Annotated in this window: 19 protein-coding genes; 7 read left to right on the top strand and 12 right to left on the bottom strand. The window is 60.5% G+C overall.

Going from position 1 to position 21,652, the window contains the following annotated elements:
• Positions 1-13: 13 nt before the first annotated feature.
• The 5 genes from CFB43_RS37925 to CFB43_RS22295 all read right to left on the bottom strand — a co-directional run bounded on the left by CFB43_RS37925 (position 14) and on the right by CFB43_RS22295 (position 6,906).
• The gene (locus CFB43_RS37925; RefSeq protein WP_144023096.1) at positions 14-628 is read right to left on the bottom strand and encodes a hypothetical protein; all 615 of its coding nucleotides are present in this window, start codon (positions 626-628) and stop codon (positions 14-16) included.
• Positions 629-783: 155 nt separating this feature from the next.
• A complete protein-coding gene (locus CFB43_RS22305; protein WP_089496598.1) occupies positions 784-1,446 on the bottom strand; it encodes a hypothetical protein in 663 nt (220 codons plus the stop codon).
• A 126-nt stretch (positions 1,447-1,572) separates the two neighbouring features.
• On the bottom strand, positions 1,573-2,193 hold the full coding sequence (locus CFB43_RS37920) for a hypothetical protein (protein WP_144023095.1): 621 nt from the start codon (positions 2,191-2,193) through the stop codon (positions 1,573-1,575).
• A 10-nt stretch (positions 2,194-2,203) separates the two neighbouring features.
• On the bottom strand, positions 2,204-4,549 hold the full coding sequence (locus CFB43_RS22300) for a M23 family metallopeptidase (protein WP_089496597.1): 2,346 nt from the start codon (positions 4,547-4,549) through the stop codon (positions 2,204-2,206).
• A gap of 5 nt (positions 4,550-4,554) precedes the next feature.
• Complete coding sequence (locus tag CFB43_RS22295) at positions 4,555-6,906, bottom strand: type VI secretion system Vgr family protein (protein WP_089496596.1); 2,352 nt, start codon at positions 6,904-6,906, stop codon at positions 4,555-4,557.
• A gap of 102 nt (positions 6,907-7,008) precedes the next feature.
• On the opposite strand from CFB43_RS22295, the gene CFB43_RS37915 reads away from it, so the two are divergent.
• The gene (locus CFB43_RS37915; RefSeq protein WP_144023094.1) at positions 7,009-7,269 is read left to right on the top strand and encodes a hypothetical protein; all 261 of its coding nucleotides are present in this window, start codon (positions 7,009-7,011) and stop codon (positions 7,267-7,269) included.
• A 390-nt stretch (positions 7,270-7,659) separates the two neighbouring features.
• Here the strand turns inward: CFB43_RS37915 and CFB43_RS22290 are convergent, their stop codons facing one another.
• The 3 genes from CFB43_RS22290 to CFB43_RS22280 form a co-directional block, all read right to left on the bottom strand.
• Positions 7,660-9,006: an ABC transporter ATP-binding protein gene (locus CFB43_RS22290; RefSeq protein WP_089442051.1), complete on the bottom strand. Its 1,347-nt coding sequence runs from the start codon at positions 9,004-9,006 to the stop codon at positions 7,660-7,662.
• A gap of 11 nt (positions 9,007-9,017) precedes the next feature.
• Positions 9,018-10,772 carry an ABC transporter permease gene (locus CFB43_RS22285; protein WP_089496595.1) on the bottom strand — a complete coding sequence of 585 codons (1,755 nt, stop codon included), beginning with the start codon at positions 10,770-10,772 and terminating at the stop codon, positions 9,018-9,020.
• Positions 10,773-10,853: 81 nt separating this feature from the next.
• Positions 10,854-12,443, bottom strand: a complete 1,590-nt coding sequence (locus CFB43_RS22280) for an inorganic phosphate transporter (protein ID WP_089496594.1) — start codon at positions 12,441-12,443, stop codon at positions 10,854-10,856.
• A gap of 255 nt (positions 12,444-12,698) precedes the next feature.
• Between CFB43_RS22280 and CFB43_RS22275 the strand changes: the two genes are divergently transcribed.
• The 3 genes from CFB43_RS22275 (at position 12,699) to CFB43_RS22265 (ending at position 15,298) form a co-directional block, all read left to right on the top strand.
• Positions 12,699-13,643: a metallophosphoesterase family protein gene (locus CFB43_RS22275; RefSeq protein WP_089475197.1), complete on the top strand. Its 945-nt coding sequence runs from the start codon at positions 12,699-12,701 to the stop codon at positions 13,641-13,643.
• 25 nt (positions 13,644-13,668) lie between these two features.
• The gene (locus tag CFB43_RS22270; protein ID WP_089458541.1) at positions 13,669-14,001 is read left to right on the top strand and encodes a cupredoxin domain-containing protein; all 333 of its coding nucleotides are present in this window, start codon (positions 13,669-13,671) and stop codon (positions 13,999-14,001) included.
• A gap of 157 nt (positions 14,002-14,158) precedes the next feature.
• Entirely contained in the window at positions 14,159-15,298 is a 1,140-nt protein-coding gene (locus tag CFB43_RS22265; RefSeq protein WP_089496593.1) for a patatin-like phospholipase family protein, read from the top strand.
• 227 nt (positions 15,299-15,525) lie between these two features.
• Here CFB43_RS22265 and CFB43_RS22260 read toward each other — a convergent pair whose 3' ends face one another.
• Positions 15,526-16,686 carry an alpha/beta fold hydrolase gene (locus CFB43_RS22260; protein WP_089496592.1) on the bottom strand — a complete coding sequence of 387 codons (1,161 nt, stop codon included), beginning with the start codon at positions 16,684-16,686 and terminating at the stop codon, positions 15,526-15,528.
• A gap of 384 nt (positions 16,687-17,070) precedes the next feature.
• Between CFB43_RS22260 and CFB43_RS22255 the strand changes: the two genes are divergently transcribed.
• Complete coding sequence (locus CFB43_RS22255; protein ID WP_226202705.1) at positions 17,071-17,370, top strand: hypothetical protein; 300 nt, start codon at positions 17,071-17,073, stop codon at positions 17,368-17,370.
• 234 nt (positions 17,371-17,604) lie between these two features.
• Here the strand turns inward: CFB43_RS22255 and CFB43_RS22250 are convergent, their stop codons facing one another.
• Both CFB43_RS22250 and CFB43_RS22245 read right to left on the bottom strand, forming a co-directional pair.
• A complete protein-coding gene (locus CFB43_RS22250) occupies positions 17,605-18,285 on the bottom strand; it encodes an HAD family hydrolase (protein WP_089496591.1) in 681 nt (226 codons plus the stop codon).
• An 83-nt stretch (positions 18,286-18,368) separates the two neighbouring features.
• Entirely contained in the window at positions 18,369-18,680 is a 312-nt protein-coding gene (locus CFB43_RS22245; protein WP_256990155.1) for a winged helix-turn-helix transcriptional regulator, read from the bottom strand.
• 134 nt (positions 18,681-18,814) lie between these two features.
• Between CFB43_RS22245 and CFB43_RS22240 the strand changes: the two genes are divergently transcribed.
• Positions 18,815-19,459, top strand: a complete 645-nt coding sequence (locus CFB43_RS22240) for a carboxymuconolactone decarboxylase family protein (RefSeq protein WP_306427113.1) — start codon at positions 18,815-18,817, stop codon at positions 19,457-19,459.
• Here CFB43_RS22240 and CFB43_RS38490 read toward each other — a convergent pair.
• On the bottom strand, positions 19,341-19,667 hold the full coding sequence (locus CFB43_RS38490) for a hypothetical protein (protein WP_179254863.1): 327 nt from the start codon (positions 19,665-19,667) through the stop codon (positions 19,341-19,343). The two genes, CFB43_RS22240 and CFB43_RS38490, sit on opposite strands and share 119 nt — an antisense overlap.
• A 658-nt stretch (positions 19,668-20,325) precedes the next feature.
• Here CFB43_RS38490 and CFB43_RS22235 point away from each other — a divergent pair.
• Positions 20,326-21,573, top strand: coding sequence for a hypothetical protein (locus tag CFB43_RS22235; protein WP_089498102.1), 1,248 nt, complete (start codon positions 20,326-20,328; stop codon positions 21,571-21,573).
• Positions 21,574-21,652: the final 79 nt, after the last annotated feature.

The raw sequence follows: 21,652 nt of genomic DNA, 5'->3' as shown, positions 1-21,652 counted from the left end.
CAAAGGTTACCCATCATTTTTCAACTGACAATCGTGTGATACATCTTTTTGGGATATTTTTATCCCAGTAAGTGCTGATTAGGAGATGACTCCTTCCATCCACTTTGAGGTTGACAAACTCATCCCCACACGACGGGAATCTCTCCACAAAAACATATGACGACGGAGAGAATGTGAAAACTCTTGAAATCTCATACACGCCCATTCCATCGTCTATATACGACACCAAAAAGCCGAGCCGCCCACTAAAGTCATAGCTCCCGATTTCGAGGCTCAGTGGCTTTTCCGTATCGAAACTTACTCCCCCTCGCCCACCCGCGTTTCCCCCTGTCAAGCTCCAAACCAAATTCCTGCCATCAATACTGATCATGGCCACTGTGCCCGGATATGGAGAGAAAGTTTTAGATATATTTGCTGCATGCAAGAAAGGTGATGTCGCAAGCATCATAACAGCCATGCCCTCCCTGACAGCTCTTGCACGCAAAGGAAACCCGCCCCAAGGCAATCCGACCGCAATCGCAAATGCGACAATATTTACACTCGTCATTTCAAGAAAATTAATATTTTTACAATTCTCCGCTCGCGTACACACCTCGCCTTTCGCACCCAGACTGATGATGCACGCCACCGTGCCAGCGTGGATTACTTTTCCACCACATCCATCATCGGACCGACGTTCGTCTCGGTGTCAGCGACGAAACCGGTTATGGACAGAAAAAGGATATGATAACCGTGATCTTCGACGACATCCGGGCATAATACAATCAACCTTATCCATAAAAATCACTTCCTTCGCGACGGGGAGGTTGGATATTTTTCTTGAAGAGCCTTTCGAATAGATTCAGTATTTTTATAACGCGCGCGTGTTGATCGCCCATCTCGGAAACTACACTCACATTGATCCAAGAAAGGTGCACTGGCATCACGCTGCAGCCCAACAAAGACAACTCCCGTTCGAGGATCACCAGTCAGCTTGTAGACATAGCCGTCGTAATAATCCCCTCCGTAATCGTAATGATTAAGAGGTGTACGCACCAGAACAACAACTTCTGCACTGCTTTTGTCGCGACCCACATTCGCAAAAAACACTGCAGAAATCTCAGGAGCACCATCATCCTTCACATAACGATCAAATAAAACATCATGCCAAACATATTTCGCATCATAAAATGATATATGTGCATCAAGCACATAAGGCCTACCATCTTCAACATAACCAGGGCCATGAGATTTATTTTCAACAAAATAAATATACGCACCCTCCATTACCGGCCCGACATCAATAATGGGCAACCGCAGTTTATTGACATCACCAACACGAACCTCTATTTCTGCCTGAATGGCAACAGGAACACCCACTGCAATCGCTTGTGATGCAAGGAAAAATAGCGATAGCGAAAAAATCAATAAAAAAAATCGCACTACATACACAACATTCAATTCCATCAAATACCCCCTCGCGCCATTGATGAAATTTGAAAAGTCCCCATAAACACATGAAGTCTGACGCGTCAATGAATCGCCCCCCCCTGTCGGGCCCATAATGCAAACCTCAAAAACTATAGACCCTCTTCATTTTTTAAAAAGTTCCACACAAGCATCCTCCCCCATTACAGCACGTCGGTTATATTTTATGTCCCATACCCCCGGGTAGGAAGTTGGTGAACAATCCATCTCCCCAGTTGGCGCCACATAGCGTCCATCAGGAGAAATGATCGAGGCTCCTGCGCTGCCGGCACTGCTGAAAGCCGCCCCCCTCAGTTCACCGATTTTTCTGCCAGCAATATATGCGCCCTTTACCGATACGAGATTTTTTGAAGTTCCGACACGAGCAACAGTGGCCAAATATGCAGTCGGCAGCACGTCTACAAAATCAAGCGCAACGTAAATTCCTTTCGAAACATTAATATCCGATAGTGTGCCAACATTCGATGGGATTGAAAGAACATGCACCACGCCCCCCATCCGACAATGATCCAGCTGACGCTTATCAACATAAGTTGTCTCGGAAAGCATGATTGCTGATTTGTCGAAACTCTCAACCGCATAGCGTGACTCTCTATCGAGTGAGCATATTTTCGAATCGCCTATTTTCAGTGAGACTCCGACAACTTCATAGGCACCACCTGCATATCCGCCCTTCGCAATAAAAATCGACACCAGCAGGAGCAAATTTCTCCAGAATTTATACATCACCATGCCATCAATAAATTACACTCTTAACAAAACGCGTGAATGCAAGACGTCGCTCCCATTCCGTATAACCACCGTTAATTGCATACGTAACGTCGCGCGATATCATCTGCTCTCTTTGCCGACCGGCTTCTGAAGTAATCACGCCTGGGAAGTCACGATCGATATTCTTGACAACTTCCGGCCGCTCAAATCTCATGTAGAACCCCCCACTATCCATACTATTATCAGGAAGAGCAACATCGTGAGGCGCATCAATTACTGCTGGAATCTTCCTCATACCACCGCGATTCCGAGCGCGAAATGCCGGATCGGTCCACCACGATTCAGTAAAGGATGAGCTTGAAATCCATCCCCTGAATAACCAGTAATTTGCATAATTACTTCTCCCGGTCAATTGCTTGAAACCTCTTCCCCGGAATTTCTGTGAGTCGTCGCGATCACAATTACCATTTCGCCAGTCGTATGAGCTTGTGATGCGTGTACCGTGACTGTTAAATTTTTCCGACCGGTACCAGGCGTCATCCTCACCGGAATTCTGACCGTACCAATGTCCCAATGTCGACTCCAGTATTTTCGATGCTGGATTGATAACCTTTCCGTAAAATCTTCCACCCTTAAGTTCACCGAGCATGCTTGTTTCCTGCATAGACGCCAAGCATTCACTCTCAACGGCACCTTGACCAATAAAATGCGCCAATCGGATTAGCGATGTCAACCCATACTTTCTCGTCGCCTTATTTAACGGACCCAAATAAGTATCACGCAATTGACTTGGGGATGGCTGTTGATTCCGGGCATAGCGACTATCCGCATAGATATTTTTGAACTCACCACTATCAATCCACCCGCATTTTCTGAAATGTCGAATAAACGCCAACGGATGAAAAAACCACAGCCCCCGCCCTGCCGGAAGCCCCGTTTTGTCCCAAAACTGAACCTCCTTCAGATACTTCATGAAATCGTTGTAGCCCTTGTCATTCCCGTGATAGAAACCGCCCTCGTCAAGCAGCCTCGCATAGCGCTCCTCGTTGTTTGTACTGTCCCATTCACTCGGCGCGTTGCAGACGAACCCGCGTAGCTGTTGCCGTACCTGGGTGTAGTCTTTTACATAGGCCCAGAGCACTCTCTCCTTGTGAATTTCCGGCGTTTCATCCGTCACCGCGGCTACCTCGTGCGGAGCGGCATCGTTCAGTATTTCCCTCAGCGCATCCACATCACACATTCCGTCACTGTCGAATGGCGTATTACCCTCAGTGATTTTTTGCCAGCCCATCAATGACAGGAAGTCCGCATCGGAGAACTTTTGGATGCCTGGATCATTGATATCGATGTAGCCCGCCTTATCTGCCGCCCAATTGACCTGCATCCACGTGGCGCGCGCGTCTGCCGCCAATGTTTGAGACGGAAACAGGATGCGACCGAAACGCAGCAGTTCGTAGCCGTCGCTCGGACATGACGAATAAAGCGCCGTCGCACGCTTGTACAGGTCGTACTCGTAGTCCTTTTCCTCGACGGGTTGCGGCGTGAGCAGTGTGCGGCTGCCGTCTTCCGCAACGCTCCAGACATTGGTGTATTTCGAGCCGAGGCCGAAGTAGGTTTCGACAAGCAACGGCAACGTGTTCGAGCCCTCTTGACCCGGCTTGAATTCAATCCCGTGCAACTTGTTGCGAGCATCGACCTTCTCAGGCAATCGACGAAAGTTGCTGCCTGCCGGAATGACGAAATATGCATGCCCCCACCAGTCCGTTCCGTTCGGCGGAGTGGGTGTGCTGTTACCCAGCTGGGTGCTCCCGAAGTAGGCGTCGAAGTCTTCCGGCAGCATGAAGATTTCGAAATGCAAATGCGGCATGCGTTCGTACTGGCCGAGCCATCCGAGCACATCCTTGCGCCGAACCTTGTTGCCCTCTCCCGAGACAGCCGGCGTCACCTGCCCCTTGCTCACCGGGCCAGTCGGCATGCGCAGGAATTCCGGCAAACGCTCTTTGTCCGCACCGCGCTTCCTATATTCCACGAGCGGCAGCAGATGCATATAAAGTGAGTAGAAGATCAAGGTACGACCTTCACCCGTCTCGGTCGTATGCTTCAGCAACACAAATCCCGTATGGCTCTTGCCGCTGTCAACGGCATGCTGGCAGACGCGATAGGCAACGACTTCCCCGTCAGCAATCGCGTGCACCTCTCCTTTCGTATCGGACTGAAGATGCATGCCACAATGCCAGCGCCGATCGTGGGCGATCGGATAGATGCCGTGATCACCTTCGAACTTGTCTACAGCGTCCATCATCGGATCGGGGTTCGCCCCGGTCGGGGCCACGAGACCGGCTTTGGGAAGAAATGGTGGGCTGATAATCATGATCGTTATCGTGTGTGGCTGTATTTGTCGCTGGGCTGGTAGTCGCTCACCGGCAGTTGCGGCAAGCTGACGGACGTATGGCGCGGCCCTTCGAACACGAACGAGGCGGCCCTGATACGAAATTCACCCGGACAATTGAAGACGACATTGCCGTTCTCGATGGTCATCGACGCGCCGCCGCTGGCCACCATCGCCCCAGTCTCGGCGCTCACCAGCACATTCGCGCTGGCGCTCGACACATGCAATTGCTCGTCGGCGAAGAGATCCATCGACGCGCGTTGCGCCTGAAGCTCGATTTTCCCTTTCGAAAAAATCTTGATGCCGAGCTTGTGCGCGCACAGCGAGATCAGGTCACCCGCCATCATGCGCAGCCGCCTGACGACGCTCACGTCCAGTTCCTGACCTGCGGTGACGATCACGTTCTCGCCCGCCGAGTGCTGCACCGATTTCGGTGTCACGAATGCCATGCCGCCGGGTGCACTCGCGAGCAACCCCGCGTCGCGGAGCTGATTCAGGCCGTCCAACAGCGCCGCCTGCGTCGCGCGGTCTGCAGGATCGGCCTTGACCTGCGTCGCCGCAGCCGCAAGGTCCGTTACACGCTGCAATGCAGCCTTGAGTTGCGCGACAGCAGCGGGCATATCGAGGTGCGGCTTCCCGGACCCGCCTGCTGCATCTGCCGAGACGAACAACCCCTTCGGCGCACGCAGCGTGCCCCAGTCCTGCGTGGTCAGCTCGAAGCCCTCGCCGCGCTTGTTCTTCTCACTGTCGACGAGACAACCCATGTTGAGCGACGACTGCCCGAACACCGTCGCCAGGCGGATGCCCTCGTGGTCTTTCAAATCCTCGAAACGCAGCTTGTTGCCGAGCAGCGGGGAGCGGAACACAGCGCGGCTGTACCAGCCCTCCTTGCCATGCACGAGGTCCCGATGCGCATAGTCATGCAGGGCCCCAGCGATAAGCAGGCGATCGCAATTTCCGTGCGTCGCGACGACGCGTACTTCCGACCGCGGCAGCAGAGGGATGTGCAGGCCGCCTCGATACGACGCAGACGTACGCAGCAGGCGCAACGGCATGCTGTTCGTGCCGCGCTTGCCGCTGTGCCGGGTGAACAGGAGCCTGACGCGATAGCGGCCGTATTCATCCATCCACGCGTACGGCTCGTCGTCGCTGGATTCGACCACGCCGATCAGCATGCCGGTGACCCATCGCCAGTGCTTTTCCGGAACATATTCCGGCCGATAGGTCTGGTGCGCGGGAATCGCTTCGAAGGTGTTGATTACCGACTGGCTGCGGCTGCCGGTCGTGACGAGCCTCGTGATCACCATCCCGTGCGGCGCCTCCGGCACCACGTCATTGGCAATCCGCACCACCATGCCGGGCGTCATGCCAATGACGTTGCTCGTACCCGCTAGCCGCATCTGCCGCGTGAGCAGTTCGTCACGCCGCGCGTCGGCCAGCGCCTGCCCTTCTTCGACCGAGTGGAAATGCTCGATGCTGCGGTTCACGCTCCCATACACCGAGCGGTCGTCGTGGGCCACGACCGCTTCGACCTGCAGCGGATCGTCGGGTATGCGGTAGTTGTGATCCCATTCGCGCACCGTCTGTGGCACCAGAGCGCGCGCGACTTCCAGCGTCAGAATCGCGTCGTGCCAGCTCACCAGACCGGAATGCGGCAGCAATGGCACCTCGAGCGCTCGCATGTAGCCGCGCGGCGTATTGCTGAACACCAACGTGTCGCGTTGCGGGCCGTCCTCCTTCCTGGCCTGCTTGAAGTAGTAGTAGACGCCCGCGCGCCGGCAATGCCGGTCGATAAAGTTCGCGACCGTCTCCTCGTACATCACGGTTTGTTCCAACTTCCCGTCGAGCCCCTCGAGTTCGAACTCGACATCGAAGGATTGGAACAAACTGCGATCGACGATCACGTCGGCCAGCAGCTCGTGCAACGACCTGTCCAGAAATACGGCCGAATCGTGCACCTCTTCAAGCAGCGAGAGACGCGGCTTCAGGTGCAATCGATAGGTCGCCTCGTCGCGAGACGCGTTGACTCGAGTCCACTGCGTTACGACACCGTGCACGGTACGCGCCGCATGCTGAACCGGAGCGATCATCCCCGCCATCGACGGCACGGACGCGTGTTCCTCGATCGTGAAGATCGCTGGCCGACCGACGATCGCCGCACCGTCGATCCGCTTGTCCTTCGACGTCACGGTGATGTCCGCGAGGAATCGCGTATTCATTTCCTCGGTCAGGACGAAGGACACAACGGAGATCGGCGCATCCAGCGTCGCGATCTCCAGACGCAGCGGTTGGGTAACGACCGAACCGGGGTGTTTCAGCACATCCTGAATGGTTGGCATGGCTGCTGTTGAACGAGAGGTTATACGCCGGCACGTCCGTCCATTCACGCATGCATTCAGGGACGTAGTGCCACTACACTCTCTCGAGTGAAACATATGTTCATGGGAATGAACACGCACTGCCACGGATCCGATAATCCGCCATGCCTTACGGCACAGCAAAATATAGTCACATCGATTTATTTAAAATATTTTTATTTTCGCCATCAAAAATCACCCCGACACCTTTCTTATCAAGATATGGAGAGATTCCAATCGCCGGATGAAAAACATGCCCGAACCCACGAAGCGCAAGGGTTCACGACCACCACGCCCAGCATCACCCCCATCGTGCCAAATCAGAACCCAGAAAACATCAAGTGAATGATCGATCTTTCAGAACCCGACGAAACATCATTCCGACCCGATTACTTCCGAACATCATGAATTCATTTTTTAACGGAAACGGTCGAATCGAACAATGTAGAAAATTGTCACGCGATAGTGGCGATTAGATTTTTCTATTTTTTGACATGACTTATCGGGGCCGTCGGACCGGCAGTGCGGTCGGAGAATGGCGCGACATGGTGTTGCACCAATGCCGGAATGAGGCCCGGTTCGTCGCCGATCTGGTCGGATCGCTCTTCGATGGGCTGGCCGGAACCGTAACGGCCCGACTCGTCGGTGACGCTGCCGGCTATGCAGCATGTTCCGACCGGGGTGCGACATCAACGACGGACGGATGTCGCACCCTATGAATCTACTTCGTGACGATCAGCTCTCGACATCCTCGAGACTGAACACCTCCGTCTTGTCGTTGTACGAGAACACTTCCCCGTAACGCCCCCAGTCGATCACCGCATCGAGCGTTTCCTCAGCAGCTTCGTCCGACAGGAAATCCTCCAGTTCCTGCTCGAAGCGCACCCGCGGCGCCCGATGGCCCGGGCGCTCGTTCAACACCTTCCGAATCCGCGCCGCGAGCGGCACGTGCTTCAGCAAATGATCCGCGAACATCAGCTTGCGCTCCTGCGTGCCGAATTCCGCGAACACGCGGGCAGGCGGCGTGAGGAACACGTCCCCTTCGCGCACGTCCGCGAAGCCGAGGTGCTGCAGCACTTCGGCGATCGGGAACAGTTCGTCGACTTCCAGATGCAGCGTGCGCGCGATTTCCGGCATGTCCGCGCGGCCGTGGTACGGCGCCATCGCGAGCGTTTCGATCAGGCCGGCCATCAGGTTGGTCGACACGCGCGGCATCCAGCTGCCGAGCTCCAGCCCCTTCTTCGTCGCCTCGCCGGTCTGGCGGGCCGTCATCTTCGCGTAGATGTCGTCGACGAGCTTGCGGAAATCGGTGTCGAGACGGTTGCGCGGATGCTTGAACGGCACCTTGATCTCGGCGATCACACGGCCCGGGTTCGACGACAGCACGAGGATCCGGTCGCACATGAACACCGCTTCCTCGATATTGTGCGTGACGATCAGCACCGACTTGATCGGCATGCGGCCCTGCGTCCACAGATCGAGCAGGTCGGTACGCAGCGTCTCGGCCGTCAGCACGTCGAGCGCGGAGAACGGCTCGTCCATCAGCAGGATGGTCGGATCGACGACGAGCGCGCGCGCAAAGCCCACGCGCTGGCGCATGCCGCCCGACAGCTCGCGCGGGTATGCGTTCTCGAAGCCGTCGAGACCGATCAGGTCGATCGCGGCCAGCGCACGCTCGCGCCGCTCGCGGGCGCCGACGCCAAGCGCCTCGAGGCCGGCTTCCACGTTCTGCAGCACGGTGAGCCACGGGAACAGCGCGAAGGTCTGGAACACCATCGCGACGCCTTCGGCCGGCCCGCGCAGCGGCTGGCCGAGATAGGTCACCTCGCCGCCGGTCGGCTCGATCAGCCCGGCGATGATGCGAAGCAGCGTCGACTTGCCCGAGCCGGAACGGCCGAGCAGCCCGACGATCTCGCCTTCGCGCAGCGACAGGTTCGCATCGTCGAGCACGAGCAATTCGCCCTGCGACTTGTTGAAACCGCGGTTCACGTGCTCGACGCGCAGGATTTCGTCACCGAGGCGCGGCGGCTGCAGCGGCTGGGACGTCTTGGCGGGGGCGTTGATAACGGTCGAATTTTGCATCGCGCTTACTCTCAATCGAGACGGAGCCGGGATTCCGCATAGGCGTACATCGGACGCCACAACAGACGGTTGAACAGGGTAACGAACAGGGACATCACGGCGATGCCCAGGATGATCTTCGGGAAATCGCCGGCGGCGGTGGTCTGCGCGATATACGAACCCAGGCCGTGAGCCACGACCTTCGTGTCGCCCCACTGCACGAACTCGGAGACGATGCTCGCGTTCCACGCGCCGCCCGATGCGGTGATGGCGCCCGTCACGTAGTACGGGAAGATGCCGGGCAGGATCGCTTGCCGCCACCACTGCCAGCCGCGGATGCGGAAGTTCTTCGTCGCTTCCTTGTAGTCGTTCGGATAGGACATCGCGCCGGCGATCACGTTGAAGAGGATGTACCACTGCGTGCCGAGCACGATCAGCGGCGACAACCAGATGTCCGCGTTCAGATGGAAGTGGACGATCACGATCACGAACACCGGGAACAGCAGGTTCGCCGGGAACGCCGCGAGGAACTGCGCGAGCGGCTGGATCTTCTCCGCTAGCGCGGGGCGCAGGCCGATCAGCACGCCGAGCGGCACCCAGATCACCGACGCGATCGCGATCAGCACCAGCACGCGCAGCAGCGTGATGAGACCGAGCACGACCACGTGCCCGACTTCGCCGATCGTCACGCCGGTCGCGACGAACGTGACGACACGCCACACGACGTACGCCGTCAGCAGGATCACGAATGCGCCCCACACGATGTCGCCGATGCGCGACGCGCCGCGCGACGATGCGCCGCGCGTACGCGCGCTTTTCAGCGCCGGAAAGCGCAGCGGAATCCGCGCGGCCTGCGACAGCAGCCAGCCGGCCGGCACGAGCAGCTGATGGATCAGGTGCGTACGGCGCATCATGTCGAGCAGCCAGGATTGCGGTGCGTCGCCCGACGCGGTGTTTTCCATCCGGAACTTGTCGGCCCACGCGACCAGCGGGCGGAACAGGAACTGGTCATAGGCGAGGATCACGACCGACATCGCGACGATCACCCAGCCCACCGCGCCGAGATTCTTGTCGGAGATCGCCTGCGCGAGATACGCACCGATGCCCGGCAGCGTGATGGTCTGGTTGCCGACGGTGATCGCCTCCGATGCGACGACGAAGAACCAGCCGCCCGACATCGACATCATCATGTTCCAGATCAGGCCCGGCATCGAGAACGGCACCTCGAGCTTCCAGAAGCGTTGCCACGGCGTCAAGTGAAAGCCGCGCGACACTTCGCTCAGGTCGCGCGGCACCGTGCGCAGCGACTGGTAGAAGCTGAACGTCATGTTCCACGCCTGGCTCGTGAAGATCGCGAAGATCGCAGCCAGCTCCGCACCGAGCACGCGGCCCGGAAACAGCGCGAGGAAGAACGTGACGGTAAACGAAATATAGCCGAGCACCGGCACCGACTGCAGGATGTCGAGGATCGGGATCAGCACCATGCCCGCGCGGCGGCTTTTCGCGGCGAGCGTGCCGTAGACGAGCGTGAACACGAGCGACGCAACCATCGCGGCAAGCATCCGCAGCGTGGTGCGCAACGCGTATTCGGGCAGGTTCGACGGGTCGAGCGAGATCTTCTGCGTCTGCAGCACGCCGATCGGCGCCATCGTCTGGTGGAAGCCGACGATCGCCATCGCGAGTATGCCGATGATCAGCGGAAACGCGACCACGTCCCAGCGGTTGGGCAGCACGCGCCACGCGGACGCGTTGGCGGTGCGATTCGGATCGAAGAAACTGATATCCATCGGTAGCGTCTTGTGTTGAATTGAAAATCGATGGGACCGGCCGCGCACCGCGCGGCCGGACGTCGCGCCCCCCGGCGCGGGTCAGAACAATCCGTGCAGCAGCCAGTAAAGGGCGGCAGACAGCGCGATCGACGCGGGCAGCGTCAGCACCCACGCGAGCACGAGGTTGCGCACCGTATCCCAGCGCAGGCCCGCGCCGCTGGCCGCCATCGTGCCGGCCACGCCCGACGCGAGCACGTGCGTCGTCGATACCGGCAGCCCGTACGCGTCGGCCATCCCGATCGTCAGCATCGCGACGGCCTCGGCCGATGCGCCCTGCCCGTAGGTGAGATGCGACTTGCCGATCTTCTCGCCGACCGTCACGACGATCCGCTTCCACCCGACCATCGTGCCGAGGCCGAGCGCGATCGCGACCGCGACCTTCACCCACGTCGGGATGAATTTCGTCGCGCGGTCCATCTGCTTCTTGAACGCCTCGAGCGCACTCGCGTCCTCGACCGAGAACGCCGGCGCCTTCGCCTTCTCCATCAACCGGATCGCCTCCGACGCGACGTACATGTTGTTGCGCACGTTGTCGACGAGGTTCTGCGGCACGCTCGAGATGCCGCCGGCTTGCGCGACCTGGTCGGCGATCGTATCGGTGAGCTTGCCCAGTGCGGGAATCGTCGCCGGCGTCAGCTTGTGCGTGCGCACGTAGGCCTCGACATCGGCGCGCGGGTCGGCCGTCCGGGCAGCCGGGTCCGCATACTTGACGAGCGTCGTCGACGCGTGGCGCGCGACCGCGACGAACGTGCTCGTCTGATCGGGCGTCACGGCCTTGTTCAGCGCATACGCGGTCGGCATCACGCCGATCAGGATCAGCATGATCAGCCCCATGCCCTTCTGCCCGTCGTTCGAGCCGTGCGCGAACGACACGCCCGTGCAGGTGAGGATCAGCAGCAGGCGGATCCAGAACGGCGGCGGCTTGTTGCCCTTCGGCTCCTGGTACAGCGCCGGCACGCGCACGAGCGCCTTCAGCAGCAGCAGCACGAGCGCGGACAGCACGAAGCCGATCAGCGGCGAGAACAGCAGCGCCTTGCCGACGCCGAGCGCCTGGTTCCAGTCGACGCCGCTCGTGCCCGACGGGCCGCTGACGATCTGGTTCATCAGGCCCACGCCGATGATCGAACCCACGAGCGTGTGCGAACTCGACGACGGCAACCCGAAATACCAGGTCGCGAGGTTCCACGTGACGGCCGCGATCAGCAGCGAGAACACCATCGCGAAGCCCGAGCCGCTGCCCACCTGCAGGATCAGCTCGACCGGCAGCAACTGCAGGATCCCGAATGCGACGGCGCCGCTCGACACGAGCACGCCGAACAGGTTCCAGAGGCCGGACCACACGACGGCCAGGTGCGGGTCGAGCGAGTGCGTATAGATGACGGTCGCGACCGCGTTGGCGGTGTCGTGGAAGCCGTTGACGAATTCGAAGCCGAGCGCGATCAGCAGCGCGACGATCAGCAGCAGGAACGGGAGAACCGAGCTTTCCTTGACGGGACTGAGGTCGGCGCTGAGATGAATACCGACATAGACGATGCCGCAGGCAATGATCAGAAAAAACAGCGCGAGGCTGATGGTGCGCGTGCGGGTGCTGACCGCACCGCTGGTTTCCGTTGCCGCGAGATTCGGCATGAAGGGGCTCCGGAGAGGTGACTCGGAGTGGCAGGCTATCGATCGGCCGTGACGCAAATGTGACGTGTCACTTACAGGACATTGACAAGCCATCTGTCAGGAATCGCGTCGCGCCGCGCAAGCCGCAAGCACGGGCGGTCGACCTTGTAACCGGCGGGAATAAATTCGCCTCTGCGCCGGTATGGCACGCGAAGGCGCCGGCTTATTCCAGGACGATCCGGCCGTCCGGTTTCGTCACACGAATGCGAGGCTCACATGTCTTCATCGACCCCCACCAACCCGTCGCGCCGCAAGGCACTGCAGTGCATGGCCTTCGGCGGCCTCGGCACGCTGTTTACGCTGTCGGGCGGCATCCTGACGCCGTTCGACCTCGCGCTCGCTCAGACCGGCGACGCGCTGCCGGCCAACGCGGGCCGCCCGCTGTTCGTGCAGATCAGCGACACGCACATCGGCTTCAACAAGGACGCGAACCCCGACGTGTCGGCCACGCTGAAACAGACGATCGACCTCGTCAACGGCATGCCGGCGATGCCCGCGCTGGCGATCCATACCGGCGACATCACGCACCTGTCCAAGCCCGAGGAGTTCGACCACGCGTCGCAACTGCTCGCCGCGCTGCGCGTGCCGGAACTGCATACGGTGCCCGGCGAGCACGACGTCACCGACGGTTCGGGCGCCGAGTATTTCGGCCGGTTCGGCAAGGCGTCGGACAACCGCGGTTATTACAGCTTCGATCACGCGGGCGTGCACTTCATCGGCCTCGTCAACGTGATGCACTTCAAGCCGAACGGGCTCGGCAGCTTCGGCGACGACCAGCTCGCGTGGCTCGCGCAGGATCTCAAGGGCCGCTCGTCGAGCACGCCGATCGTCGTGTTCTCACACATGCCGATGTGGACCATCTACGAGCCGTGGGGCTGGGGCACCGGCGACGCGCCGCAGACGATGGCGCTGCTGCGCCGCTTCGGTTCGGTCACCGTATTGAACGGGCACATCCACCAGATCGTGTCGAAGGTCGAGGGCAACGTGACGTTCCACACCGCGCGCTCCACCGCGTTCCCGCAACCGACGGCCGGCAACGGCCCGGGCCCCGTGCCGCTCACCGTGCCGCGCGACCGGCTGCCGTCGATGCTCGGCGTGACGACCGTCGAATTCGCCGGCCATCCGGTCGCGTCGTCGCTGCGCGATGCGACGCTGGCCTGACGCACTGAACCCAAGGGAGACCGACATGACCCGTTTCAAGCCATCCCGCCTCATCGCGGCGCTGCTGCTGTGCGCCACCGCCCCGCTCACCGCGTTCGCCCAGGGCCCCGACGGCACGCTCGTGACGATCCGCAATTTCATGTTTTCGCCGATGTCGACGACGATCAAGGCCGGCACGACGATCACGTGGAAGAACCTCGACGCGGAACCGCATACCGTCGTCAACGACGCGGGCATCTTTCATTCGAAGGCGCTCGACCAGGACGAGACGTACGCGTTCCGCTTCGACAAGCCGGGCGTCTACAAGGTGTTCTGCGGAATTCACCCGTACATGAAGGAGACCATCACGGTCGAATGACGCGGCGCGTCACGACATGCGCTTGAGGGTCGGAAACGACCGACGTCGAAGCAAACGCGGCCGCCCGTTGCACGGCGGGCGGCCCTGCGCCGCCGATCGCCTAAACTGAATCGATCCGTTCGGACCCGACCCACCCTCATACGCAGCGAGGCCAGCCATGACCGCAAGCCAGCCGGCACGCATGGATCTCCCCGGGCAAGTGGTGCTCGTGCTCCAGGGCGGCGGCGCACTGGGCGCATTCCAGCTCGGCGTCTTTCAGGCGATGGACGAAGCCGGTATCCGGCCCGACTGGGTGGTCGGGACGTCGATCGGCGCGATCAACGCGGCGCTGATCGCCGGGAACCCGCCCGCGCAGCGTGACGAGAAGCTGTCGGCATTCTGGCGCCGCGTGACCGAACGGACCCGTTTCGACACTGCGCCGCTGCTGCCCGGCTGGAACCGGACGCTGGCCGAGCTGATGATCATCGGCGGCGGCATCGCGGGATTCTTCCAGCCCAATCCGGCCTCGTGGCTCGGGCCGATGGTTCGCCTCGGCGTCGATCGCGCGTCGTATTACCGGATCGCGCCGCTGCGCGACACCCTTGCGTCGCTGGTCGATCCCGAGCTGCTGAACGCGGGCCACCCGCGCCTGACCGTCAGCGCGGTCAATGCATGCTCGGGCACGATGCGCTATTTCGATTCACGCGATACGCGACTGTCGCTCGAGCACATCATGAGTTCCGGCGCGCTGCCGCCCGCGTTCCCGGCGATCAGGATCGACGGCGAGCCCTACTGGGATGGTGGCGTGTATTCGAACACACCGGTCGAGGTCGTGCTCGACGACAATCCGCGCCGCAGCTCGATCATCTTCTCGGTCCAGATGTGGAACCCGGCCGGCCCCGAGCCCCAGAGCATCTGGCAGGTGTCGGAGCGGCAGAAGGACATCCAGTACGCGAGCCGCACCGACAGCCACATCGCGCGCCAGCAGCAGATCCACCGGCTGCGCCACGTGATCCGCGAACTGGCGCGGCACGTGCCGGAAGCCGAACGCGCGTCTCCGGCCGTGCGCCGGCTCGCCGCGTGGGGATGCGAAACCACGATGCATCTGATCAAGCTCGCGGCACCGCGACTCGCCGACGACAATCAGTTCAAGGACATCGATTTCACGCCGGCCGGCATCGCGGCCCGCCGGCAGGCCGGCTACGAGGCCGCGCAACGGGCCATCGCGGCGCGTCCGTGGGAGACACCGACGGACCCGACGGAAGGCCTGACGGTATTCGACGCCAGCGGGCCGCCGATCACGGAAGATCCGGCATGACACGCGGCGCCGCTATCGCGCGCCGAGCGCTTCGGCTCGATCACGCGCGCCCGGCCGGCTGCGTTCACCTCGACCATCAGCACACCGTCACGCGCAGCGTGTCGAAATAATCGTCGAGGATCGCGATGTTCATGGCGAGCGCTCCTGGCAACGCCGTCATCCTGAACCGGGAGCCTGCATGTCTCTGACCGATCGATTTTCACCGTGCGCGGACCTCGCACGCCCACTCACTGCCCCGCCGCGCGCAGGTCCGGCGCCGTGCCGGCAACCACCGGACACGATTGCGGCAACGCCTGCCCGAACAGCACGGCCAGCCCGCAAGCGGACGTGAACATGCCGAGGCCGTCATGCCCGACGCCCGGCACTTCGACGACCTGTTGCGCGAGATCGTCAGGATGCCGTTTCTTCAGATAGTCGAAATACGCGAGCCCGCGTGCGAGCCGGTACGGGCCTTGCGCCATGGCCGCGCATGAGCGGTCGATGAAATGGGTGTACGGGTTCGTGTCGGCCTGGCCGAGCAGGTACACGACATGACGCGCGACATAGCGCGTTTCGAGATCGCGCACGTCCTGCGACGCCACATAAGGCGGCGCCGACTTCAGCCCGTATTTCCACTCGGTCGCGCTCGGGCAGGTTCCGCCTGCGATCGCCTGGCCATCCGGCCGTTCGTCGTCGAAATACAGGTAGCTCGACGGGTTCGCGACCACATAGCGCACCGCGATGCCGGCCCGCGCGAGCGCATCGCCTTCGTGCCCGGCCACCGCGTAACGCTGCAGCAACTGCGCGCCGGCGGAGTGGCCGATCACGACGACCGTCGACAACGCGGGATACAGGCTGCGGTCGGCGAAATGCGCGAGCAATGCGTCGAGCGCAGTGAACGAACTGATCGGGGCGGGCTGGCGGGCCGGTTCGCCGCCCTTCCATCCTTCCTGGGTCCAGGCGAGCGTCGGCGCGGGTAGCGAAAACGCTCGCGTATCGGCGCGTGTCAGGAATTGCGGCGCGACGACCATCGTGCCCCGGCCCGCCGCACCGGCCTTCTCGACGACCTGGAGCCCCGATGCGTAATAAGCGTCGGCGTTGCGCAGCGTGCCGTGAATCACGATGAACACACGCGTCACGTCGGGTGCCGCTTGGTCGACGGGATGGTCGGCATAGACGGGCAACATCGCGCTGCCCTGCGGCGTGTCGACGGTCAAGCGCTGGTCGGCGACTGCCTTCACCGGTGCTTCGAGGCGTTCGCGCTGGGTGGGTGTGGCGGCTTCGGCCGGACGCGCGCCGCCCAGGACGCCGATGGCTGCCGCGACCGAAATCGCGAACGCCAGGGTTCGGGTGGCCGGCAACACGCATGAGCGCCGGCTGCTTACAGAGGCGACGGGAATGAGTGACATGGCAACGGATCGAGTGGCGGATATGACTTTAACGGCGATGGTCGCAGAATCCGTCGCGCGCTGCCGGACGGTTACGGCAAGCGCGTCAGCCGGCCGGTTCTGCGCGGCGTTCGCGCCGCCCGCCCATCCTCGGCATCACCGCGCGTCGAACGTCGGGACACCTGGCCAACGACCGAATACCAACGTTACGCAACAGTGCGCTCTTTCAATTACAAATTCTGCATATTTAAAATGAAAATCATAATAAATTATTTACCCCGGATCAAATTTTAAAAATCCATCACATACAATTCAACCGCCGATCCAGATGATTTATGTGACGCCGAATCGGCATCCCGTTTCAATTATCGATATTGTTTCAACAATAGATAAGGAGAAGCGATCATGGCTCAAGTTACGCTTTGGGGCAGTGTGCAGGGCAACGGCACAGTCGTGGATGGCTCGGGCGGATTCACGGTGAAACGTGAAAGCACGGGGACGTATCAGCTCTCGTTCAGCACCGCATTCATCAAGACGCCGGCGGCTACCGCATCGCAATGGGGATACGGCGGCGGGCAGAACACGCTGGACAACGTGATCTTCCCGGCACTTTCCGGCAGCGGCGCCACGATTCAGACCGGCGACTCGAATGGCAAATATACCGACCGGAATTTCAGTTTCGTCATTATCGGCACGATCAGCTGATATCCGATCGAATCTGCATTTACGCTGAAATCCGGGATTTCCTGAAAATACCATTTCGCCAATCCCGAGCGAAATGCAGGCGCCATGGGTTCGTCAGTTTGACGAACCCGGGATGCCGGGATGAATCCCGGCATCCGTCACCGGACCCGCCATCCGCCGGTGGGTCGCTCGCGCTGACCTGGAAGCGGATCGTCAGGATCGTCGACATCCCGACGATCGACGGGCCGGGCCGCGTCAGCCCGACGCTTCGGACGGATCGCGCTGCATCCGTTGCACGATCGCGTCCAGTTCGCCGAGATGCGTGACGACCGCCTGCTTGCCCGCGCGTGCCCATCCATCGAACGACGTCATCCCGCTCACCGCGCCGACGAACGCCACGCCGGCACGCTCGGCCGCCTGCGCATCCACCGCGTGGTCGCCCACGTAGATCGCCGAACGGGCCGGCACGCCCAGCCGCGCCAGCGCCAGCACGAGCCCTTCGGGATCGGGCTTGTGACGCTGCACGTCCTCCCCGCCGATCAGCACGTCGACGCGCGACTGCAATTCGTTCAGCGCAAGAATCGCCTCGATCCGGTAGCGGAACTTCGACGACACGATCGCGACCGCGAGACCCTGCTCGTGCAGACGCGCTAGCAGCGACGGCACCTCGGGATAGATGCGCGTGCCGTGCACCATGATCTCGTCGGCGCGTGCCACGAAGCGGCGCGCAAACGCGTCGGCCCGCGCCGGCTCGGTTTCGCCCGTCAGCGAGCGGAACATCTCGTGCAGCGGCAGCCCGATCACGGCACCGATCTGCGCCGGCGTCGCGCCGGCGGCATCCAGTTGATGCAGCGCGTATTCCGTGCATTCGATGATTGCGGCGGACGAATCCGCCAGCGTCAGATCGAAATCGAAGATGACGGCCCGAATCGGCATGAAAGGACTCTCTGAAAGAAATCGGCTTGCGCGCGATGCGCGAGCCGGCATGACGTTGCGATACATGCCCGCGTGTCGATCGATCAGCGTTCCTGACCGGATTGCCCGCGATCGGCCGCGTCGAACCCGTCCGGGTCGCGCTTCGCCCATTGTTTTGCCCACCCCAGCAACGGTTGCAGCGACGCCTCGAGCCGCCGGCCTTCGGCCGTCATGCAATAGCCGCCCTCGCCGTGCTCGACGAGACCCGACGCCTTGAGCTCGGCCAGCCGCGTATTGAGCAGGCGCGCATTCGTTTCGCAGGCTTCCTGCAATGCCCGGAATGTGAGCGGCTCGCCGCGCAGTTCCCACAGGATGCGCAGCGTGGTGCGCCGCCCGAGCAGATCCAGCACGACCATGATGGGTCGTCCCGTCTTCGATCCGCGAACGCGCTGTCCGATTTTTGGTGTGGTCATGCTGTACTTTTTAAAGCAATAGCCAGGCAGAGTCAATTGCTTGGATCACGCCTCGTCTTTGCTTTACTTTTTAAAGCATGGCGCCTACGCTTCCACGCATGCATCGTCTCGGGCACGGGGCTCACATGACTCAGCGTATTGCATCCGCATCACCGCCGTTCGAACCCGACATCGCAGCGTCGATCGACCGGATCATGCAGGGCCGTCCACCGTTGCGGCTCTTCACCACGCTCGCGCGCGATCCGCGCCTGTTCACCAAATTCTTTGCCGCCGGCCTGCTGGACAAGGGCCATCTCGACATCCGGCAACGCGAGATCGTCATCGACCGCACTACCGCGCTTTGCGGGTGCGAATACGAATGGGGCGTGCATGTCGCCGTATTCGCCCGGACGGCGAAGCTGACCAGCGAACAGATCCGGTCGTTGGCGCTCGGCTCGGCAGACGATGCATGCTGGGACGATGACGACCGGGTGCTGATCCGGATGTGCGATGCGCTGCATCGGCACTGCGATATCGACGATGACCTGTGGCACGCGCTGTGCCGGCATTTCAGTGACGAGGCACGGCTCGAGCTGCTGATGCTCGCGGGCTTCTATCGGACGGTCAGTTATCTCGCGAATGCACTGCGCCTGCCGCTTGAAGCGCATGCGGCACGGTTTCCGTCTCGTACGTCGGCATGTGCGGTTCATTCCCCTGATTTGTCCACGGAGGATCGACCCTGATTTCTGGCATGGCGACGAATAGAAGGCGATGGTCGAACAGGTGGATGGTTTTCCGCCCGTGATACGAGTGCTCGATACGCTCGCGCATGTCGATACGACCCAGGGGCGGTACGACATCCTTGACCAGCCCGCCTGAGGGCCGGATCGAGCCGTAACGCGGCGGCTCCGCCTCGCGCCCCTGGCATTCGCCAGGATCTGTCACCGCCATCGCACTTCCTGGTCGCGGGGAACAAAGTGCGTCAGGACGCGCCCGTTGATCCGTTGATCGCACGCGGAACAAACTCCGTCATCTCAAGCCACAGAAGGCCAACAATGCCGTTCATAGCACAACTGCTGGCCCCACTGTTATGGCCAATACATGGCCCCCGCCTCAACGGGCCGTCCAGCGCTGCAGACGCGCATGATTCGCGTGCAACCTTGCTGGTTCGGTAGTCCCGCCGCCAAACTGACCTCATGCGTTCGTGCTCGGTTGCCACGAACGCAGGCGCAGTCGAGGACAGAGCCCTACGCACCTTGACGGCACACGGACCCGGGCTACAGTCGCGGACAAGGTGATGAAGTGAGGGGAGACGGCTGGACAGGCAACGGCGATCCATATGCACGCGACGTGCACAGGGCCGGTCCTAGAAGCCGGGCCGTCAGCGTCAGCGATGTGCAAGGCTGGCGAAGGCCAGTCCGTTCAGAGATGAGCGAATCGCGACCTAGAGCAGCGCGATCCGCAGAGCGGAAATGATACCTTCTTTCGGTTTCTATTTTGATAAAATGACGGTCTCTGGCCATAAAAAACATCGAGACCACTATTCGAACATGACCACGTTGATATTGGAAACGTGACTAGGGGAGCTATGAGCAGGTTGAAGGAATTCATGAAGAGTGACGCTGGCGCTCGTGCCCGCTATCAGAAACGGAAGCGAAAGCGTGTACATATCTATATTGATAATATTGAGCCGCAGTCAAAGAGGATGCCCGAAGCTGCTCGGGATAAATTCCAAGAGGCTGTTGCCGATCAGCTAACCGCTGCGAAACGATCGACGTTCGCAGGCGACGTCGCTCTGAAAATTGACCTGGCGACGACAAGCCGCAACGCTCCACAGGCACACACGATAGCCAAGAATCTGCTGGATCTTCTCGGTGTGCGACGCCCGAATGTGCCCTGGCCACGCCAGCACCTCCTGTATAAAGACGATCGGCAAATCCAGGCACTTTCCGTTTCTTGTCGACACGGAGAAACTCACCCAGCAATCTGCATCGAGGCGCGACCATTCACGGCAATGCTCGACGATCTTGAACTTGCGGCCGAGGCAGCACGTGCAATCGAGATGAACCCCGACTATCTCTATGAACAAGACCGCGAGGCAGACTGGATCAAAACGTTCCGTAATCTCAAAGAGAACGAGGCGGACAATCGGCGCCTTCTTGGCAACAGCATTTACGACGCTTACCTGAAAATGACGCGATGGCACGCGCAACGCGCCCTGCTCAAGAGTAGCGGCGTCGCCACCCCTGTGCTGCATTGGATGTACGGTCACCAGAAAGGCATCGCTACTGGCCTTGGGAAAGAAGTGTGGGCAGAGCTTGTAGGCGAGTCGATGCTTCGACTCCAGGTTGGAGAACTGCCGATTGCCGCCGGCAGTTCAGAGGTGTTCAAGCAAAAGGTGCTGAACAAAATTGCCGACTTCAAGAAGCGTTGGGATTGGCTCATCACCCCCCTTGTCGTTGCAGTGGCTCTTGAGGTCGTCATTCGTCCCAATCCGGCGACCCCACCAGCCGTGCTTCATGACCTCGACAACATTGTTCGGGACTATCTTCTTCCCGGCATCGTTCCTGAATTTGGTACAGTGTCCGATCATCGCTGGACAATTGATTTCGACGAATTACAGAGAACCAGCCCCGAGATTTCGGCGTCCTGGGGTCCAAATCCCACGCCGCCGCCAGGAACGAAATCAGGCGTCACACGGTACGAAGCGTGGCGACTTCCTGCTGTCGCGAATGAACCAGGTTTCGTCAGCGTAGCCCTCATAGCAGACGTGGACGGGAATGGCGATCGCATGGACGAAATTGATAAAAGCATTGACAAATGGGCACGTCTGGGCGGTCGCCAGTATCGATACTAAAGCAGGGCTCTCACGCACTATCACGGGAACGCAAATCACAGCGACGCAGACGGGAATGCCTCGGTAAGGGGCAAAGCAG

The sequence above is a fragment of the Burkholderia sp. AU15512 genome, assembly GCF_002223325.1.
In the GTDB taxonomy this organism is placed as follows: domain Bacteria; phylum Pseudomonadota; class Gammaproteobacteria; order Burkholderiales; family Burkholderiaceae; genus Burkholderia.
Note: the sequence above shows the minus strand (reverse complement) of the source record. Positions and strands in the feature narration are given on the sequence as shown.

Bases quoted from the DNA above. Each gene is read 5' to 3' on its own strand.
- CFB43_RS22305 (WP_089496598.1), bottom strand. From the start codon at position 1,446: ATGGAATTGAATGTTGTGTATGTAGTGCGATTTTTTTTATTGATTTTT.
- CFB43_RS37920 (WP_144023095.1), bottom strand. From the start codon at position 2,193: ATGTATAAATTCTGGAGAAATTTGCTCCTGCTGGTGTCGATTTTTATT.
- CFB43_RS22300 (WP_089496597.1), bottom strand. From the start codon at position 4,549: ATGATTATCAGCCCACCATTTCTTCCCAAAGCCGGTCTCGTGGCCCCG.
- CFB43_RS22295 (WP_089496596.1), bottom strand. From the start codon at position 6,906: ATGCCAACCATTCAGGATGTGCTGAAACACCCCGGTTCGGTCGTTACC.
- CFB43_RS37915 (WP_144023094.1), top strand. From the start codon at position 7,009: ATGGGAATGAACACGCACTGCCACGGATCCGATAATCCGCCATGCCTT.
- CFB43_RS22290 (WP_089442051.1), bottom strand. From the start codon at position 9,006: ATGCAAAATTCGACCGTTATCAACGCCCCCGCCAAGACGTCCCAGCCG.
- CFB43_RS22285 (WP_089496595.1), bottom strand. From the start codon at position 10,772: ATGGATATCAGTTTCTTCGATCCGAATCGCACCGCCAACGCGTCCGCG.
- CFB43_RS22280 (WP_089496594.1), bottom strand. From the start codon at position 12,443: ATGCCGAATCTCGCGGCAACGGAAACCAGCGGTGCGGTCAGCACCCGC.
- CFB43_RS22275 (WP_089475197.1), top strand. From the start codon at position 12,699: ATGTCTTCATCGACCCCCACCAACCCGTCGCGCCGCAAGGCACTGCAG.
- CFB43_RS22270 (WP_089458541.1), top strand. From the start codon at position 13,669: ATGACCCGTTTCAAGCCATCCCGCCTCATCGCGGCGCTGCTGCTGTGC.
- CFB43_RS22265 (WP_089496593.1), top strand. From the start codon at position 14,159: ATGACCGCAAGCCAGCCGGCACGCATGGATCTCCCCGGGCAAGTGGTG.
- CFB43_RS22260 (WP_089496592.1), bottom strand. From the start codon at position 16,686: ATGTCACTCATTCCCGTCGCCTCTGTAAGCAGCCGGCGCTCATGCGTG.
- CFB43_RS22255 (WP_226202705.1), top strand. From the start codon at position 17,071: ATGGCTCAAGTTACGCTTTGGGGCAGTGTGCAGGGCAACGGCACAGTC.
- CFB43_RS22250 (WP_089496591.1), bottom strand. From the start codon at position 18,285: ATGCCGATTCGGGCCGTCATCTTCGATTTCGATCTGACGCTGGCGGAT.
- CFB43_RS22245 (WP_256990155.1), bottom strand. From the start codon at position 18,680: ATGGTCGTGCTGGATCTGCTCGGGCGGCGCACCACGCTGCGCATCCTG.
- CFB43_RS22240 (WP_306427113.1), top strand. From the start codon at position 18,815: ATGGCGCCTACGCTTCCACGCATGCATCGTCTCGGGCACGGGGCTCAC.
- CFB43_RS38490 (WP_179254863.1), bottom strand. From the start codon at position 19,667: ATGGCGGTGACAGATCCTGGCGAATGCCAGGGGCGCGAGGCGGAGCCG.
- CFB43_RS22235 (WP_089498102.1), top strand. From the start codon at position 20,326: ATGAAGAGTGACGCTGGCGCTCGTGCCCGCTATCAGAAACGGAAGCGA.